Origin of the sequence: Thauera sp. SDU_THAU2, from assembly GCF_038260575.1 — a bacterium.
Taxonomy (GTDB): Bacteria; Pseudomonadota; Gammaproteobacteria; order Burkholderiales; family Rhodocyclaceae; genus Thauera.
On sequence record NZ_JBBWUN010000003.1, the window covers coordinates 3,489,277 to 3,506,771 of the forward strand.

At 65.5% G+C, this 17,495-nt stretch carries 12 protein-coding genes and 1 pseudogene; 1 reads left to right on the forward strand and 12 read right to left on the reverse strand.

Going from position 1 to position 17,495, the window contains the following annotated elements; all coding sequences use genetic code 11:
* Positions 1-9 precede the first annotated feature (9 nt).
* The 11 genes and pseudogenes from AAFL97_RS18060 to AAFL97_RS18110 all read right to left on the reverse strand — a co-directional run bounded on the left by AAFL97_RS18060 (position 10) and on the right by AAFL97_RS18110 (position 14,533).
* The gene (locus AAFL97_RS18060; protein ID WP_341646091.1) at positions 10-1,473 is read right to left on the reverse strand and encodes a glutamate synthase subunit beta; all 1,464 of its coding nucleotides are present in this window, start codon (positions 1,471-1,473) and stop codon (positions 10-12) included.
* The gene (locus AAFL97_RS18065; RefSeq protein ID WP_341646092.1) at positions 1,474-6,162 is read right to left on the reverse strand and encodes a glutamate synthase-related protein; all 4,689 of its coding nucleotides are present in this window, start codon (positions 6,160-6,162) and stop codon (positions 1,474-1,476) included.
* Positions 6,163-6,217: 55 nt separating this feature from the next.
* Complete coding sequence (locus tag AAFL97_RS18070; protein WP_341646093.1) at positions 6,218-6,436, reverse strand: hypothetical protein; 219 nt, start codon at positions 6,434-6,436, stop codon at positions 6,218-6,220.
* Between the two features lie 165 nt (positions 6,437-6,601).
* A complete protein-coding gene (locus AAFL97_RS18075) occupies positions 6,602-7,726 on the reverse strand; it encodes a deoxyguanosinetriphosphate triphosphohydrolase (protein WP_341646094.1) in 1,125 nt (374 codons plus the stop codon).
* 34 nt (positions 7,727-7,760) lie between these two features.
* Entirely contained in the window at positions 7,761-8,843 is a 1,083-nt protein-coding gene (gene aroB / locus AAFL97_RS18080) for a 3-dehydroquinate synthase (protein ID WP_341646095.1), read from the reverse strand.
* On the reverse strand, positions 8,831-9,376 hold the full coding sequence (locus tag AAFL97_RS18085) for a shikimate kinase (protein ID WP_341646096.1): 546 nt from the start codon (positions 9,374-9,376) through the stop codon (positions 8,831-8,833). The genes aroB and AAFL97_RS18085 overlap by 13 nt, the downstream gene beginning before the upstream one ends.
* Before the next feature lie 105 nt (positions 9,377-9,481).
* A pseudogene (gene pilQ, locus AAFL97_RS18090) lies at positions 9,482-11,654 on the reverse strand (type IV pilus secretin PilQ).
* Positions 11,654-12,178, reverse strand: coding sequence for a pilus assembly protein PilP (locus tag AAFL97_RS18095; RefSeq protein WP_341646097.1), 525 nt, complete (start codon positions 12,176-12,178; stop codon positions 11,654-11,656). Before AAFL97_RS18095 ends, pilQ begins: the two are co-directional and overlap by 1 nt.
* Entirely contained in the window at positions 12,175-12,858 is a 684-nt protein-coding gene (locus AAFL97_RS18100) for a type 4a pilus biogenesis protein PilO (protein WP_341646098.1), read from the reverse strand. Before AAFL97_RS18100 ends, AAFL97_RS18095 begins: the two co-directional genes overlap by 4 nt.
* Entirely contained in the window at positions 12,855-13,460 is a 606-nt protein-coding gene (locus AAFL97_RS18105) for a PilN domain-containing protein (RefSeq protein ID WP_341646099.1), read from the reverse strand. Before AAFL97_RS18105 ends, AAFL97_RS18100 begins: the two co-directional genes overlap by 4 nt.
* Positions 13,457-14,533, reverse strand: coding sequence for a pilus assembly protein PilM (locus AAFL97_RS18110; RefSeq protein WP_341646100.1), 1,077 nt, complete (start codon positions 14,531-14,533; stop codon positions 13,457-13,459). Before AAFL97_RS18110 ends, AAFL97_RS18105 begins: the two co-directional genes overlap by 4 nt.
* Before the next feature lie 187 nt (positions 14,534-14,720).
* Between AAFL97_RS18110 and AAFL97_RS18115 the strand changes: the two genes are divergently transcribed.
* Complete coding sequence (locus tag AAFL97_RS18115) at positions 14,721-17,129, forward strand: penicillin-binding protein 1A (RefSeq protein ID WP_341646101.1); 2,409 nt, start codon at positions 14,721-14,723, stop codon at positions 17,127-17,129.
* 3 nt (positions 17,130-17,132) lie between these two features.
* Here AAFL97_RS18115 and cyaY read toward each other — a convergent pair whose 3' ends face one another.
* Entirely contained in the window at positions 17,133-17,459 is a 327-nt protein-coding gene (cyaY, locus tag AAFL97_RS18120; protein ID WP_341646102.1) for an iron donor protein CyaY, read from the reverse strand.
* Between the last annotated feature and the right edge of the window lie 36 nt (positions 17,460-17,495).

A 17,495-nucleotide genomic window follows, 5' to 3' on the forward strand; every position in this document is an offset into this window, starting at 1 on the left:
GCGATTCCGTCATCGCGGCAACAGGCTTTCACCCATCAGAAACTCGTCAACAGCACGTGCGCACTGCCGACCTTCGCGAATCGCCCACACGACCAGCGACTGGCCGCGGCGCATGTCGCCGGCGGCAAAGACCTTGGGCACGTTGGTGGCGTAGCAGCCTTGACCGTCGGTGGCGGCGCTGGCGTTGCCGCGTGCGTCCTTGGTCACGCCGAAGGCCTCGAGCACGCCGCCCACCGGGTTGGTGAAGCCCATCGCGAACAGCACCAGGTCGGCCTTGATCTCGAATTCCGAGCCCGGCACCTCGACCATCCTGCCGTCCTGCCATTCGAGGCGACAGGCTTTCAGCGCCTTGACCTTGCCGTTCTTGCCGATGAACTCCTTGGTGGCGACGGCGAAATCGCGCTCGCAGCCTTCGTCGTGCGAGGACGAGGTGCGCAGCTTGGTCGGCCAGTACGGCCAGGTCAGCGGCTTGTTCTCCTGCACCGGCGGCATCGGCATCAGTTCGAACTGGGTCACGCTCGCCGCTCCGTGGCGGTTGGAGGTGCCGACGCAGTCCGAACCGGTGTCGCCGCCGCCGATCACGACCACGTGCTTGCCCTTGGCCGAGATCGGGTTGGGCTTGTCGCCGGCGACCTGCTTGTTCTGCGGGATCAGGAACTCGAGGGCGAAATGCACGCCGCCGAGCTCGCGCCCCGGCACCGGCAGGTCGCGCGGCACTTCGGCGCCGCCGCTCAGCACGACGGCGTCGAAGTCCTGCTGCAGCCGTTCGGCGCTGATCACCTCGGTGGCGTCGTTGACGATGCCGGCCGGCATGTCCTTCGCGCCCACCAGCACGCCGGTGCGGAAGCGCACGCCTTCGGCCTGCATCTGCTCGACGCGGCGGTCGATCAGCCACTTCTCCATCTTGAAGTCGGGGATGCCGTAGCGCAGCAGGCCGCCGACGCGGTCGTTCTTCTCGAACACGGTGACGTCATGGCCGGCGCGTGCCAGTTGCTGGGCAGCGGCCAGGCCCGCGGGGCCGGAGCCGACCACCGCCACCTTCCTGCCGGTCTTCTCCTCGGCCGGTTGCGGCACGACCCAGCCTTCTTCCCAGGCCTTGTCGATGATCGCATGCTCGATCGACTTGATGCCGACCGGATCGGTGTTGATGTTCAGCGTGCACGCGGCCTCGCAGGGCGCGGGGCAGATGCGGCCGGTGAACTCGGGGAAGTTGTTGGTCGAATGCAGCACCTCGATCGCTTCGCGCCAATGGTTGCGATACACGAGGTCGTTCCAGTCCGGAATGATGTTGTTGACCGGGCAGCCGTTGTTGCAGAACGGCACGCCGCAGTCCATGCAGCGCGCGCCCTGGATCGCGGCCTGCTCGTCGGTCAGGCGGAGAACGAACTCCTTGTAGTTCTTCAGCCGCTTGTCGACCGGCGCGTAGGCCTCGGACAGACGCTGATATTCGATGAATCCGGTTGGCTTGCCCATTTATGCGGCCTCCTTCTCAGCTTCGCGCTGCTCCGCCATCTCGGACAGCGCGCGACGGTACTCATGCGGGAACACCTTGACGAACTTCTTCCGCCAGACGGCCCAGTTGTTCAGGATCTCGCGGGCGCGGACGCTGCCGGCGAAGCGGACGTGGCGCTCGATCAGGCCTTTGAGGATCAGCTCGTCGCCCATCGTCAGGTGGTCGATGTCGACCCGGCCGTGGGATTCGAGCTCGTCGCCCGACTCCGAGCCCTGGCGCGCGGCGATCTCGTCCGGCAGCGGCTCCAGCGAGACCTGCGCCATGTTGCAGCGCTGCTCGAAGCTGCCGTCCTCGTCCAGCACGTAGGCGACGCCGCCCGACATGCCGGCGGCGAAGTTGCGGCCGGTCTCGCCGAGCACCACCACGGTGCCGCCGGTCATGTATTCGCAGCCGTGGTCGCCCACGCCTTCCACCACCGCAGTGGCGCCGGAGTTGCGCACCGCGAAGCGCTCGCCGGCGACGCCGGCGAAATACACCTCGCCCTCGGTGGCACCGTACAGCACGGTATTGCCGACGATGATGTTGCTGCCCGTCTCGCCGCGGAACTCGGCCTTCGGCTTGACCACGATGCGGCCGCCCGACAAGCCCTTGCCGACGTAGTCGTTGCCCTCGCCCACCAGCTCGAGCGTGATGCCGCGCGCGAGGAAGGCGCCGAAGCTCTGGCCGGCGGTGCCGTTGAGGCGGATGTGGATGGTGTCGTTCGGCAAGCCGGCATGGCCCCAGGCCGCCGCGACCTTGCCCGACAGCATGGCGCCGACGGTGCGGTTGATGTTGCGCACCGGCAGGTCGATGTTGACCTTCTCGCCCTTCTCCAGCGCCGGCTTGGCCAGCGCGATGAGCTGCTGGTCGAGTGCGCCGTCCAGGCCGTGGTCCTGGCCTTCGGTATGCATGCGCGGCACTTCGGCCGGCACCGGCGGCAGGTAGAAGATGCGCGAGTAGTCCAGGCCGCGCGCCTTCCAGTGCGAAATGCCGGCTTTCATGTCGAGCAGGTCGGCACGGCCGATCAGTTCGTCGAACCTGCGCACGCCGAGCTGCGCCATCAGTTCGCGCACTTCCTCGGCGATGAAGAAGAAGAAGTTGACCACGTGCTCGGGCTGGCCGGAGAAGCGCTTGCGCAGCTCGGGGTCCTGCGTCGCCACGCCCACCGGGCAGGTGTTGAGGTGGCACTTGCGCATCATGATGCAGCCTTCGACGACCAGCGGCGCGGTGGCGAAGCCGAATTCGTCGGCGCCCAGCAGCGCACCGATGACGACGTCGCGGCCGGTCTTGATCTGGCCGTCGACCTGCAGGCGGATGCGCGAGCGCAGGCGGTTCAGCACCAGGGTCTGCTGGGTTTCGGCGAGGCCGAGCTCCCACGGCGAACCGGCGTGCTTGATCGAGCTCCACGGCGAGGCGCCAGTGCCGCCGTCATGGCCGGCGACGACGATGTGGTCGGCCTTGGCCTTGGCCACGCCGGCCGCCACTGTGCCGATGCCGATCTCGGACACCAGCTTCACCGAGATGCTGGCCACCGGGTTGGTGTTCTTGAGGTCGTGGATCAGTTGGGCCAGATCCTCGATCGAGTAGATGTCGTGATGCGGCGGCGGCGAGATCAGGCCGACACCCGGTACCGAATGGCGCAGGAAGCCGATGTATTCCGACACCTTGTGGCCGGGCAGCTGGCCGCCTTCGCCGGGCTTGGCGCCCTGGGCCATCTTGATCTGAATCTGGTCGGCGTTGACCAGGTATTCGGTAGTGACGCCGAAGCGGCCCGAGGCGACCTGCTTGATCGCCGAGCGCAGCGAATCGCCGGCCTGCAGGTCGAGGTCGCGCGCGATGCGCTTCTCGCCGATCACCTGCGACAGCTTGATCGCCGCGGTCAGCGGCTTGAAGCGCATCGGGTCCTCGCCGCCTTCGCCGGTGTTCGACTTGCCGCCGATGCGGTTCATCGCCACCGCCAGCGTGGTGTGGGCCTCGGTCGAGATCGAGCCGAGCGACATCGCACCGGTGGCGAAGCGCTTGACGATTTCCTTGGCCGGCTCGACTTCTTCCAGCGGCACCGGAGTGGTGGCGGCCTTCAGCTCGAACAGGCCGCGCAGCGTCATGTGGCGCTTGCTCTGGTCGTTGATGATGCGGGCGTATTCCTTGAAGGTGTCGAACTTGCCCGAGCGCGTCGAATGCTGCAGCTTGGCGATCGCGTCCGGCGTCCACATGTGCTCTTCGCCGCGGATGCGGAAGGCGTATTCGCCGCCGGCGTCGAGCATGTCGTGCAGCACCGGGTCGGTACCGAAGGCGGCCTTGTGCTGGCGGATCGCCTCTTCCATGACCTCGAACAGGCCGATGCCCTCGACCTGGCTGGTGGTGCCGGTGAAGTACTTGTCGAGCAGCGCCTGCTGCAGGCCGACGGCTTCGAAGATCTGCGCGCCGGTATAGGACATGTAGGTCGAGATGCCCATCTTGGACATGACCTTCATCAGGCCCTTGCCGATCGCCTTGACGAAGTGCTTGACGTACTTGGCCGCCGATTCGGCGTCACCGGCGAGGTGCTGCAGGGTTTCCAGCGCCAGGTAGGGGTGCACCGCCTCGGCGCCGTAGCCGGCCAGCACTGCGAAGTGATGCACTTCGCGCGCCGAACCGGTCTCGACCACCAGGCCGGCGCGGGTGCGCAGGCCCTTCGCCACCAGGTGCTGGTGGATCGCCGACAGCGCCAGCAGTGCCGGAATGGCGACGCGCTCGGCGGTCAGCTTGCGGTCGGACACGATCAGGATGTTGTAGCCGCCCAGCACCGCGTTCTCGGCGTCGGCACAGAGCGAGGCCAGGCGCGCTTCGACGCCCGCCTTGCCCCATTCGACCGGGTAGCAGATGTCCAGCTCGGCCGAGCGGAACTTGTTCTGCGTGTAGCGCGCGATGTTGCGGATCTTGGCCATGCCGTCGAAGTCCAGCACCGGCTGGCTCACCTCGAGGCGGAACGGCGGGTTGATCTCGTTGATCTCGAGCAGGTTGGGCTTGGGGCCGATGAAGGACACCAGCGACATCACCATCTGCTCGCGGATCGGGTCGATCGGCGGGTTGGTGACCTGGGCGAAGAGCTGGCGGAAGTAGTTGAACAGCGGCTTGTTCTTGCTCGACAGCACCGCCAGCGGCGAGTCGTTGCCCATCGAGCCGGTCGCTTCCTCACCCGCCTTGCCCATCGGCTCGAGGATGAACTTGATGTCTTCCTGGGTGTAGCCGAAGGCCTGCTGGCGATCGAGCAGCGGCGCGACGCGGCCGCCTTCGGCGTCGGACACGCTGCCGCCATTGACCGGCGCGGCCAGGGTGTCGAGCTTGATGTTGATGCGGCGCAGCCAGTCGGCATAGGGACGGGCGTTGGCCAGCGACTCCTTGAGTTCCTGGTCGCCGATGATGCGGCCCTGCTCCATGTCGATCAGGAACATCTTGCCCGGCTGCAGGCGCCACTTCTTGACGATCTTGCTGTCGGGGATCGGCAGCACGCCGGATTCGGAGGCCATGACGACGAGATCGTCGTCGGTGACGAGGTAGCGCGCCGGGCGCAGGCCGTTGCGGTCGAGCGTGGCGCCGATCTGGCGGCCGTCGGTGAAGGCCACGGCAGCCGGACCGTCCCACGGCTCCATCATCGCCGCATGGTATTCGTAGAAGGCGCGGCGCTTCTCGTCCATCTGCGCATGCGATTCCCAGGCTTCGGGAATCATCATCATCATCGCGTGGGCGAGCGAATAGCCGCTCATCACCAGCAGTTCGAGGGCGTTGTCGAAGGAGGCCGAGTCGGACTGGCCGGGGTAGATCAGCGGCCAGATCTTCTGCAGGTCCTCGCCCAGCAGCGGCGAATGCACGCCCTTCTCGCGCGCGCGCATCCAGTTGTAGTTGCCGCGCAGGGTGTTGATCTCACCGTTGTGGGCGATGTAGCGGAAGGGGTGGGCGAGGTCCCACTTCGGGAAGGTGTTGGTGGAGAAGCGCTGGTGCACCAGCGACAGCGCCGACACGGTGCGCGGATCGACCAGGTCGAGGTAGTACTCGCCGACCTGGTTGGCCAGCAGCAGGCCCTTGTAGTTCACCGTGCGCGCCGACATCGACACCATGTAGAACTCCTTGCCGTGCTTCAGGGCAAGGGCGCCGATGGCGTTGGCGGCGCGGCGGCGGACGACGTAGAGCTTGCGTTCGAGCGCTTCGGTGACCATCACGTCGGCGCCGCGGCCGATGAAGATCTGGCGGATCACCGGTTCCTTGGCCTTCACCGTCGGCGACATCGGCATCTCGGGGTTGACCGGCACGTCGCGCCAGCCGAGCACGACCTGGCCTTCGGCGACCACGGCGCGCTCGATCTCTTCCTCACAGGCCAGGCGCGAAGCGGCTTCCTTGGGCATGAAGACCATGCCGACGCCGTATTCGCCGGACAGCGGCAGCGTCACGCCCTGCTTCGCCATTTCCTCGCGGTAGAGCTGGTCGGGGATCTGGATCAGGATGCCGGCGCCGTCGCCCTGCAGCGGATCGGCACCGACGGCGCCGCGGTGATCGAGGTTCTTCAGGATCTCGAGGCCCTGGAGCACGATCTCGTGGGTTTTCCTGCCCTTGATGTGGGCGATGAAACCCACGCCACAGGCATCATGTTCGTTGGCTGGATCGTACAGACCCTGCTTTTGGGGCAGTTCCATCTTCTTTTCCTCAAAAACGACAGAAGAAATCACGCGCTGGCCTCTCATTCGAAGTTCAGCAGACAAACCGAACGCGCACAAAAAAGCCGGGCGCATGCGCACCGGCTTCATGTCCCGCACCAAATTGGTGCAAAAACCCTAGTTTTATCGACCGATGCACCACAATGGAACCATTGCATGCACCATTTTGGTAATCAGTAGCGAAAATCCGCTTGACAAAAAAACTATACGCCCCGGAAACACTGGCTTCAAGAATTTTTTTGCGCTGCGACATGCCCTTCTAAAGCAGGAATCGAGCCAGAAAAAGGCACTCTTCTGGAGCAACAGCCTTGCTCGCCCGGCAGCGGCGGAGCCACGCCCGATGAATTTCGCTGCCCCCAAGCTGCGCGGCCCGGCTCATTCCACGGTTCAAAAGGGACATCGGCGCCTACGCACGATTTCAGTGGATCTCGCCGACGGCGAACAGCCGCCGATGCTCCTTCATCGCGTAGCGGTCGGTCATGCCGGCGATGTAGTCGGCGATGGCCCGCGGCTTGTCCTCGCGCGCCATGACCTGGTACTGCGGCGGCAGGATGTGGGGGTCGTCCATGAAGGCGGCGAACAGTTCGCCGATGATGCGCCGCGCCTTGTTGGTCATGCGCAGTACCTGGTAATGGCGGTAGAGCTGTTCGCGCAGGAACAGCTTCAGCTCGCGCAGGCGGGGCTGCAGCGCCTCGGAGTAGGCCACCAGCCGCGGCGCGGCGCGCACGTCGTCCAGCGAGGCCACACCGGCGGCGGCGATGTTGGCGCGGGTCTGCTCCAGCAGGTCGATCACCATCAGGTGGATCATGCGGCGCACGGTCTCGTTGATCAGCCGGCGCCCGGACAGTCCGGGCCAGCGCGCCTCGGCCGCGCGCCGCTGCTCGGCGAACAGCGGCACTTCGTCGAGCTGTTCGAGCGTGATCAGGCCCGAGCGCAGGCCGTCGTCCACGTCGTGGTTGTTGTAGGCGATCTCGTCGGCCAGGTTGGTGAGCTGCGCTTCGAGCGAAGGCTGGGTGCCGTCGAGAAAGCGCCGGCCGAGCTCGCCCAGGCGCTCCGCATTGGTGCGCGAGCAGTGCTTGAGGATGCCCTCGCGCGTCTCGAACATCAGGTTCAGGCCGTCGAAGCCGGCATAGCGGTCTTCGAGCACATCGACGGTGCGCAGCGACTGCAGGTTGTGCTCGAAGCCGCCATGCGCCTTCATGCAGGCGTTCAGCGCATCCTGGCCGGCGTGGCCGAACGGCGTGTGGCCGAGGTCGTGGGCAAGCGCGATCGCTTCGGCGAGGTCCTCGTTGAGGCCGAGCTCGCGGGCGATGCCGCGGGTGATCTGGGCGACCTCGATGCTGTGCGTCAGGCGGGTGCGGAACAGGTCGCCTTCGTGATTGACGAAGACCTGGGTCTTGTACTCCAGGCGCCGGAAGGCGGTGGAATGGACGATGCGGTCGCGGTCGCGCTGGAAGTTGCCCCGCGCCACCGGCGCCGGCTCGTCATGGACGCGGCCGCGGGAATTGCCTTCGGTGACTGCATAGGGCGCAAGCTGCAGCATCGCTTCATCCTCGATTCGGAAAAACCCGTGGCACTCAGCCGCAGCAGGCCTCGATCGCCGCGGCGATGTCGGCCTGCGGGGCTTCGCCGTGGATCACGCCCTTGCCGAGCGCGCGCAGCAGGACCAGGCGCAGCTTGCCGGCTTCGACCTTCTTGTCGTGCGCCATCAGTTCCAGGTAGCGCTCCGCACCCAGTTCGGGCCCGCGCACCGGCAGCGCCGCACGTTCGAACAGGGCGGCGATGCGGGCGACAGCCGCCTCGTCCAGCCAACCCAGGCGACGCGACAGCTCGGCGGCCATCATGGTGCCGGCGGCCACCGCTTCGCCGTGCAGCCACTCGCCGTAGCCCAGCCCGGTCTCGATCGCATGGCCGAACGTATGGCCGAGGTTCAGCAGCGCGCGTTCACCCTGCTCGGTCTCGTCGGCGGCGACCACTTCGGCCTTGTTGCGGCAGGAGACTTCGATCGCGTGGGCCAGGGCTTCGGGCTCACGCGCCATCAGGCGCTCGAGGTTCTGCTCCAGCCAGTCGAGGAAGGCGGGGTCGCGGATCAGGCCGTACTTGATCACTTCGGCCAGGCCGGCGGACAGCTCGCGCGCCGGCAGCGTCGTCAGCGTGTCGATGTCGGCGAGCACCAGCTTCGGCTGGTAGAAGGCGCCGACCATGTTCTTGCCCAGCGGGTGGTTGATCGCGGTCTTGCCGCCCACCGAGGAATCGACCTGCGCCAGCAGCGTGGTGGGGATCTGGATGAAAGGCATGCCGCGCTGGTAGCAGGCAGCAGCAAAGCCGCCCATGTCGCCGACCACTCCGCCGCCGAGCGCGACCAGCGTGGTCGAACGCTCGCAGCGCTCTTGCAGCAGCATGTCGAAGATGCGGTTCAGCGTCGGCCAGTCCTTGTGCGCCTCGCCGTCGGGCAGCACGACCGCGGCGACGCGCACGCCGGCTGCTTCCAGCGCGGCCTGCAGGCGGCCGAGATACAGCGGCCCGACGACGTCGTTGGTGACGATCGCGACGCGCTTCGTCTTCAGGTGCGGCAGGATCAGCTCGGCGCGGTCGAGCAGGCCGCGGCCGATGTGGATCGGGTAGGCACGATCGCCCAGAGCGACGTTCAGGGTTCGCATGGTGAGTTCTTCAGTTTCTGCTGGGCGAGTTTCTGCACGCCATTCTCGATCATGCGCACCATCGTGCCGGGGTTGCCGCGGCCCCCTTCGACGATCAGGTGCGCCACCTCGCGGTAAAGCGGATCGCGCGCGCGATACAGCTCCTCGATGCGCTGGCGCGGGTTCTCGACCTGCAGCAGCGGGCGGTTGCGGTCGTGGCGGGTGCGCTCGTACAGCACGGCCGGCGGCACGTCGAGATAGACCACCACGCCGCGCTCGCGCATCAGGCCGCGATTGGCCGGCGTGGTGACGACACCGCCGCCGGTGGCGATGACGATGTCCGGCTCCTGCGACAACTCGTCCATCATTTGCGTCTCGCGGCGGCGGAAGCCTTCCTCGCCCTCGATCTCGAAGATGGTCGGAATGCTCACGCCGGTACGGGCGATGATCTCGTGGTCGCAATCGGCAAAGCGGACCTTGCGCCGGCGCGCAAGCTCCTTGCCGACCGTGGTCTTGCCGGCTCCCATCATGCCGATCAGTATCAAGCAGCTCACGCGCGATTCGCCGGAAGTCGAAATGGAAAGGGAAACACAAAAGGTAAAAAAGGCGGGCATCCACGCAGGATGCCCGCCCCGGTATTGTATCAGCAGCGCAGCGGCTTACCGCAGCGTCAGTTCATCGGCGACGATGCGCGGAGTGATGAAGACCAGCAACTCACGGCTGTCGGCCACTTTCTGCCGAGTCTTGAACAGATTCCCCAGTACCGGGATATCGCCCAGCAATGGCACTTGCTGAATGTCGTTCGAATCAACCTCTTCATAGATGCCGCCGATCACGACCGTGCCGCCGTTCTCGATCAGGACTTCACTCTTGACCTTCTTGGTGTCGATCGACGGAATGCCATTGGTCACCTGGCCGCGTGAATCCTTGTTTTACCTCGATCGTCAATCGCATCCGGCCATCGGGCGTAATCTGCGGCGTCACTTTCAACGACAGCACGGCCTTCTTGAACGACACGCTGGTGGCGCCAGAGCTGCTCGCCTCCTGATAAGGAATCTCTGTGCCCTGCTCGATCAACGCTTCGACCTGGTTCGCGGTCAGTACGCGCGGACTGGACACCAGGCGAAGGCGGCCGTCCGACTCCTGGGCATGGAGTTCCAGGTTCAGGAATCGAGTGAATTTGTTGTTGAACAGCGTCAGGTTCAGATTGCCAAAACCGCTGGTAACACCGCCTGGCCCGCTGTTTGCGTCGCCACCAGGATTCAGGAGCCGGCCGATAGAGTTGATGGCATCCCCGCTGCCCGTAGCGGGTTCGAATGTCGCCACGCCATTTTCGTCGACCGTCGTTTCGCCGAACACCCCCTTGCCGAAGCCGACTTTCCCCAACCGGCCAACTGACGCGAACCCCAGGCTGCCCAAGCCCATGCGCACACCCAGATCACGCGAGAAGGTCTTGCTGGCCTCGACGATACGAGCTTCGATCATGACCTGGCGCGGCGCGAAATCGATCTCCTGCACCAGCCGGCGCAAGGCCTGCAAGCGAGTGCCGACATCGGTCACGAAGAGCTTGTTGCTGCGCTCATCGACCACCACACTGCCGCGCTTGGACAGGACGGTCTGATCCTTGCTCTTGAGGAAATCGAAGATTTCCTTGGCCTTGTGGTAGTTGATCTGGAAGCTCTCGGTCGCCAGCGGCTCCAGATCGATGATCTGGGCCTTGGCTTCGAGTTGCAGCTTCTCGCGCGTCGCCAGTTCGTCACCTGGGGCGATCCAGATCACATTGCCATTCTTGCGCATGTCCAGGCCCTTGGCCTGCAGGATGATGTCCAGCGCCTGGTCCCAGGGTACGTCCTTGAGGCGCAGCGTCAGGTTGCCCTGTACCGAATCGGAAGTGATGATGTTGAAGTCGGTGAAGTCGGCGATGACCTGCAGCACCGAGCGTACGTCGATGTTCTGGAAGTTCAGCGACAATTTTTCGCCGCCGAATTTTTCCTTCGCCCCTTGAACCAGCTTATTCGGATCCTCGAGCATGCGCTTAATTTCGAGCACGAAGCGGTTGTCGCTCTGGTAGGCGTTGTGTTCCCACAAACCATTCGGCACCACCGTCAGGCGCACATTGTCGCCCGACTGCTGCGCAGTCATCGACGTCACCGGCGTGCCGAAGTCCAGTACGTCGGAGCGGCGGCGCAGATGCTCGGGCAGCGAGGTCTTTAGGAAATCGACGACCAGGTTGCCGCCTTGCTGGCGGATGTCGATGCCCGCATCCGGGTTCGACAGGTCGACGACGACCCGCCCCTCGCCTTCGGCGCCGCGGCGGAAGTTGATGTCGCGCACGGCCATGCCGCTGCCGGCCGCGACCCGGGATTCGGCGAAGTTGCCCTGCGCCTGCTCGACGACGGAGCCGCGCGCTTCCTGCGCCTTGCCCTGGCGGATGGCGATGATGAGCTTGCGGCCGTCGATCCGCGTCTCGTACGGACTGAGCTTGACCAGATTCAGCACCAGCCGCGTGCGGTCGCCGGCCTGGACGATGTTGGCGCTGCGCAGATCGCCCTGCTCGATGCTCTGCACGCTGCGCCCCAGCGCATTGCCGGTATCGCGGAAATCGAAGGCGATGCGGGCGGGGCTGGCAACGCTGAAGCTCGGCGGCGGGCTTGCCAGCGCTTCCTTCATCGTCAGGCGCAGATAGATCCCATCGTCGTGCTGCGCGACGTCCAGCGCTTCGATCTGGTTCGTCTGGCTCCGGGCCTGTACCGCGTCCTGGGCCAATGCGGCGGGCATCGGCGAGAGTCCCGCAAAGGCCGTGGCCAGCACCCAAACTCGAATGTGTTTCATCATCTCCCGGCCTCCTGCCGCTCCTGCAGGGTCAGCGTGCTGATCCGCTCGACCCAGTCGCCCTGCGCGTCCTCGACGAGTTCCTTCAGGGTCATCTCGCTTTCGCCGATGCTCGTGACCACGCCGAAGTTCTGTCCCATGTAATTCCCGACCTTGATCTGATGCAGGTTCTTGCCCGCGAGCACGAGGGCGCGGTTGCTCTTGCCCTGCGACAGCACACCGACCATGCGCAGCGATTCGAGCGGATAGGCTTCGAGCGGCTCCTTGCGGCGATTCAGATCGGGCCGCAGCGAAGCATTGACCACCCGCTTCTCGACCTCCATGCGTCCCTTGGAGAAGGGGTCGTCGGCAGCGCTGCCGACGTACTCGACGATCGGAAACGGCTTGATCTCCGGCAGCGCCTTGACCGAGCCGCGCATGCCCCTGGCCTGTTCGTCCATCCAGGCGCGGATATCCTCCTGCTCACCACTGCCACACGCCGCGAGCATGGCGGCGGCGCAGGCGAGGACCAACGCACGCTTCATCGTCTCTTCCCCTTGGCTGCCGCAGCCTTGGCATCCTGGCGCTGCTTGGCGATCTCATCCTCGTCCAGATAGCGATAGGTGATCGCCTTGGCCTCGAGCTTGAGCCGGCCGTCCTTGTCGGTGTTGATCGCGAGGTTGTTCAGCGTGACGATGCGCGGCATGCGGGCGACATCGCTGGCGAACTCGCCAAGCTCGTGATAGTTGCCGGTGACGCGGATGTCGATCGGCATCTCGGCGTAGAACTCCTTGACCACGTTGCTGCCCGGCTTGAACAACTCGAATTGCAGGCCGCGGCCCAGCCCCGCCTGGTTGATGTCGGACAGCAGCGAATCCATTTCGGCCCGATTCGGCAACTGCTTCAGCAGGGCGCCGAACTGCCGGTCGATCTCGGCCAACTGACGGCGGTGTTCGTCGAGATTGACGGCCTGGCGCTTCTTGGCCGCCCAGCTGTCGCGCAGCTGCACTTCCTCCTGTTCGCGCTGGGCCAGGGTGTCCGCCTGCTCCTGCCAGTCGAACCACCAGAAAGCGCCGAGCACCGCTGCGAGCAGCCCGACCATGACGGCCGCCCTCGGCACCAGCGGCCACATGCCCGGATCGTTCGGGTCGAGTCCCTTGAAATCCTGCGCCAGCCGCTTGAAATCGATCTTCCGCGCACTCTTGAGCGTGCCAGCCGCTTTCATTTCCGCCCCCTCTTTGCCGGCGCGGCATTGCTGGTGGCCTCGGCAGCCGGCTCTGCAAGCTTGGGCCGCTCGATCCCGATACCGAGGCTGAATTCGCTGACGCGCCGCTCATCGACCGTCGCCGCCTTGGTCTCGCCCAGTGTCGGCCGCTCGAGGAAGGGAGAGTCCTCGAGGTTGCGCATCAGATGCGATACGCGCGCATTGGACTGGGCATAACCGACCAGGGTGATGCGGCTGCCCGTCTGCTTGACCGATTTCAGATACACGCCCTCGGGGACGCCCCTGGCCAGTTCGTTGAGCAGATGGACCGACTCCGCGCGCGTGCTCTGCAGATCCTCGATGACCTTCTTGCGCACCAGCAAGGCGTCGATCTGCTCCTTCAGGCGGCGGATCTCGGCGATCTGCTGGTCGAGCCTGGCGATCTCGGCCTTCAGGAAAACGTTGCGCGACTCCTGCCGCTCGATGTAGCCGGCGTAGATCGAATGCACCAGCAAACCGATCAGCACACCCAGCACGATCATCGCCGCCGACAGCACGTAGAACTGCGTGCGACGCTGCTTGCGCTTCTCTGCGCGATGCGGCAGCAGGTTGATACGGATCATTGGTCGAACCTCCGCAGGGCCAGCCCGCAGGCGACCATCAGACACGGCGCGTCGGCCAGCAGATTCTTCGGCCTCACCTTGGACGAGACGGTCATGCCGGCGAAGGGATTGCCGACGATGGTCTCGACCTGGGTGCGCGCAGTGACGACGTCGGCTAGGCCCGGCATCAGCGCGCAGCCGCCTGCCAGCACGAGGTGGTCCACGTGGTTGTACTGCGTGGAGGTGAAGAAGAACTGCAGCGCGCGCGAGACTTCGAGCGCCAGGCTGTCGAGGAAGGGGCGCATCAGGTCCCGGCGATAGGTGTCGGGCAGCGAGTCCGCACGCTTGGCCGCCTCGGCCTCATCGAGGCTCATGCCGTACTGCCGCGCGATGTCCTGTGTCAGTTGGCTGCCGCCGAAGGCCTGCTCCCGCACGTAGATCTGCTGCCGGTTGCGGAACACGCTGACGTTCATCACGTTCGCACCGGCGTCGATGAGGCCGATCACCTTGTCCTGGCCGGCATTCGGCAACTGCCGGCTGACCAGTTCGAGCGCCGCCTCGATCGCGAACGACTCGACGTCGATCACCGTGGCCTTCACGCCGGCGGCCTGGGCGACGGCGACACGGTCCTCGACCTTGTCCTTGCGCGATGCGGCGACCAGCACTTCGAGTTCACCCGGGCTGCCTGCCGCCGGACCGATGACCTGGAAATCGAGATTGACCTCGTCGATCGCGAACGGAATGTATTGATTGGCCTCGGATTCGACCGCGACCTCCATCTCCTGCTCGCGCAGACCAGCGGGCAGGATGACCCGCTTGGTGATGACGGATGAGGCCGGCAGCGCCATCGCGACATTCTTGACGCCGGCGCCGAAGCGCCTGAGCGCGCGGCGCACCGCTTCGCCGACCGCTTCGAGGTTGGCGATGTTGCCGTCCACGACGGCGTCGCGCGGCAAGGGCTCGATGGCATAGCGCTCGACTTTGTAAGCTTCCTTGTCCCCCCCGGACAGCTCGACGAGCTTGACCGATGAAGATGAAATATCGAGCCCTGCCAGCTGATTGGCGGCGGAGCCGAAAAAGGGGAGTTCAATCACAAAGAAAGTCCTTACATTTCTTCATGTTACGAGCAAAACATGATGCTTGCCGTGAAATCGTATCAATAAGTTTCAGTATATGTAAAGCAAACTGCATCACGCTTCACACCAGGAAACTGCTGGAAACCGCCAGCCTCGGGGCCATCTCGTATAATGCGCACCCCAAACGACGTTTCCTGGACTGCTGATGCGCTGGGTCCTCTATCCGATCGCGGCGCTGCTGGCGCTGGTGGTTCTCGGCCTCGCCACGCTGGCAGCGATGGCGCTGTTCGCCTGGCCCAATCTCCCTTCGCTGGAGTCCCTGACCGACTACCAGCCCCGCGTCCCGTTGCGAGTATATACATCGGATGGCTACCTCCTGGGCGAGTTCGGTGAGGAGCGCCGTGATGTGGTTCGCATTGCCGAGGTTCCGGCGCTACTCAAGCATGCAATCCTGGCCGCGGAGGACGAACGCTTCTACGAGCATGCCGGCGTCGACCCGATGGGCCTCGCCCGCGCTGCGTTGTCCAACCTGACCACCGGCGGCCGCGGCCAGGGTGCCTCGACGATCACCATGCAGGTGGCGCGGAACTTCTTCCTGACGCGCGAGAAGACCTACAACCGCAAGCTCTATGAAATCCTGCTCTCGTTCAAGATCGAACACGAACTGAGCAAGGACCAGATCCTCGAGCTCTATATCAACCAGATCTACCTGGGCCAGCGTGCCTACGGTTTTGCCGCGGCGGCACGTACCTACTACGGCAAGACCCTGGACCAGTTGACCCTGCCCGAGGCGGCGATGCTGGCCGGGCTGCCGAAAGCGCCGTCCGCCTTCAATCCCGTCGTCAATCCTGCGCGCGCCGCGCTGCGCCAACAGTACGTGCTGCGCCGCATGGTCGAGACCGGCATCATCACGCCGAGCGACTACGAAAACGCCATCGCCGCCGCCACGCCGACCCGCAGCCAGCGCGATACCGCCGCACGCAAGCCGCAGGAAAGCAGCATCCATGGCGACTACGTCGCCGAAATGGCACGCCAGATCGCCGTCGAGCAATTCGGCGACAAGGCCTACGAACTGGGCATCCGCATCTTCACCACCGTCACCCGCAAGGATCAGGAAGCCGCCTACGCCGCACTGCGCAAGGGCGTCATGGACTACGACCGGCGCCACGGCTACCGCGGCCCGGAAGCCTTCGCCGAGCTGCCGCCGAACGATGCCGCGCCCGAACAGCTCGACGAACTGCTGGCAGGCCGCAGCGACTACGACGAGCTCCTCGCCGCGGTGGTGCTGCAGGCCTCGACCAAGCAGGTCACGGTCTATCGCCGTGGCGAAGAGATCGAGATCAGCGGCAACGGCCTGCGCTTCGCCGCGCCGATGCTTGCCGACAAGGCACCGCAGACGCGGCGCATCCGCCGCGGCGCCATCGTCCGCATCCGCGATACCGGCAAGAACGGCTGGGAAATCAGCCAGGTTCCCGAAGTGCAATCGGCCCTGGTGGCGATCGATCCGCGCGACGGCGCGGTGCGCGCGCTGGTCGGCGGCTTCGACTTCAACCGCAGCAAGTTCAACCACGTCACCCAGGGCCAGCGCCAGCCGGGTTCCAGCTTCAAACCCTTCATCTACTCCGCCGCGCTCGAACGCGGCTACGGTCCGGGCCACATCGTCGAGGACGAGCCGCTGTACTTCCCCCCCGGCGTCACCGGCAGCCAGGCCTGGGAGCCGAAGAACTACGATGCCAAGTACGCCGGACCGATGACGATCCGCGACGCCCTCGTCCGCTCCAAGAACATGGTGTCGATCCGCATCCTGCAGGACATCACGCCGCGCTACGCCCAGGACTACATCGGCCGCTTCGGCTTCGACTCGGCCAAGAACCCGCCCTACCTGCCGATGGCGCTGGGCGCGGGCAGCGTCACGCCCTGGGAGCTGGCCGGCGGCTACGCCGTATTCGCCAATGGCGGCTTCCGCGTCGATCCCTACGTGGTCAAGGAAATCTACGACGGCAACGGCAAGCTGATCGCGCGCACCGATCCGCCGGTCGCGAGCGAGAGCGCACCGCGCGTGCTGGATCCGCGCAATGCCTGGCTGATGGATTCGATGCTGCAGGACGTGGTGTCGCGCGGCACCGCCGCGCGTGCCCGCAGCCTCAAGCGCAACGACCTCGCCGGCAAGACCGGCACCACCAACGACTATCTGGACGCCTGGTTCTGTGGCTACAACCCCGACCTGGTGGCCGTGTCCTGGGTCGGCTTCAGCCAGCCGCGCAATCTGGGCCGGGGCGAGACCGGCGGCGCGGCGGCATTGCCGATCTGGATCGACTACATGCGCACTGCGCTCGCGGGTACGCCGGAAATCCAGCGCCCCCGCCCCGGCGGCCTGATCCAGATCGAGGCCGGCGACGGCAGCCGCATGGATTACCAGTACGCCGAATACGATCCGCCCGAACCGCCGGTCGCGCCCAACTGGCTGCTGGAGATGTTCGCGTCGGACCAGGGGCCGGCGCTGGAAGCGCCTGAAGAGGCCATCCCGCCGGTCGCCCCGCCGCCGCAGCCCATCCCCGCCGCGCAGGCCCCTGCTCCGGTCGAAGACCGCATGCCGGTGCCGATCCGGCGCTGAGTTTCAGTACGGGCGGACCAGGGTGACGGTTTCGCCGGCCTGCTCGCTCGCCAGCGCAGCCAGCATCGCCCACAACTCGCCGTCATCGCGGGTGTTGCGCCAGGCGCCCTCCAGCGGACGGAAATGAAAGCCGCCCGACCTGGCTGCGACCCAGATCTCGCGGGCGGCGGTATGGCGGTTGATGATCATCTTGCTGCCGTTGTCGAATTCGATCTCGAGCACGCCGCCGGGCTTGGGTTCGATGTCGATGTCGGCGCCACAGGCATCGAAGGCGTTCTCGATGCGCGCCAGCTCGGCCTCGGCCAACATGTTGAATGCGGACTCTTCCATGCGGATTCCTTCTGATAGCATTCCGGTTTTTCGTGA

What these genes read in the sequence shown, in the direction of transcription:
- AAFL97_RS18070 (WP_341646093.1), bottom strand. Translation starts at nt 6,436, where the DNA reads ATGTCGCAGCGCAAAAAAATTCTTGAAGCCAGTGTTTCCGGGGCGTAT.
- AAFL97_RS18095 (WP_341646097.1), bottom strand. Translation starts at nt 12,178, where the DNA reads ATGAAGCGTGCGTTGGTCCTCGCCTGCGCCGCCGCCATGCTCGCGGCG.
- AAFL97_RS18100 (WP_341646098.1), bottom strand. Translation starts at nt 12,858, where the DNA reads ATGAAAGCGGCTGGCACGCTCAAGAGTGCGCGGAAGATCGATTTCAAG.
- AAFL97_RS18105 (WP_341646099.1), bottom strand. Translation starts at nt 13,460, where the DNA reads ATGATCCGTATCAACCTGCTGCCGCATCGCGCAGAGAAGCGCAAGCAG.
- AAFL97_RS18075 (WP_341646094.1), bottom strand. Translation starts at nt 7,726, where the DNA reads ATGCTGCAGCTTGCGCCCTATGCAGTCACCGAAGGCAATTCCCGCGGC.
- AAFL97_RS18115 (WP_341646101.1), top strand. Translation starts at nt 14,721, where the DNA reads ATGCGCTGGGTCCTCTATCCGATCGCGGCGCTGCTGGCGCTGGTGGTT.
- aroB (WP_341646095.1), bottom strand. Translation starts at nt 8,843, where the DNA reads ATGCGAACCCTGAACGTCGCTCTGGGCGATCGTGCCTACCCGATCCAC.
- cyaY (WP_341646102.1), bottom strand. Translation starts at nt 17,459, where the DNA reads ATGGAAGAGTCCGCATTCAACATGTTGGCCGAGGCCGAGCTGGCGCGC.
- AAFL97_RS18065 (WP_341646092.1), bottom strand. Translation starts at nt 6,162, where the DNA reads ATGGAACTGCCCCAAAAGCAGGGTCTGTACGATCCAGCCAACGAACAT.
- AAFL97_RS18060 (WP_341646091.1), bottom strand. Translation starts at nt 1,473, where the DNA reads ATGGGCAAGCCAACCGGATTCATCGAATATCAGCGTCTGTCCGAGGCC.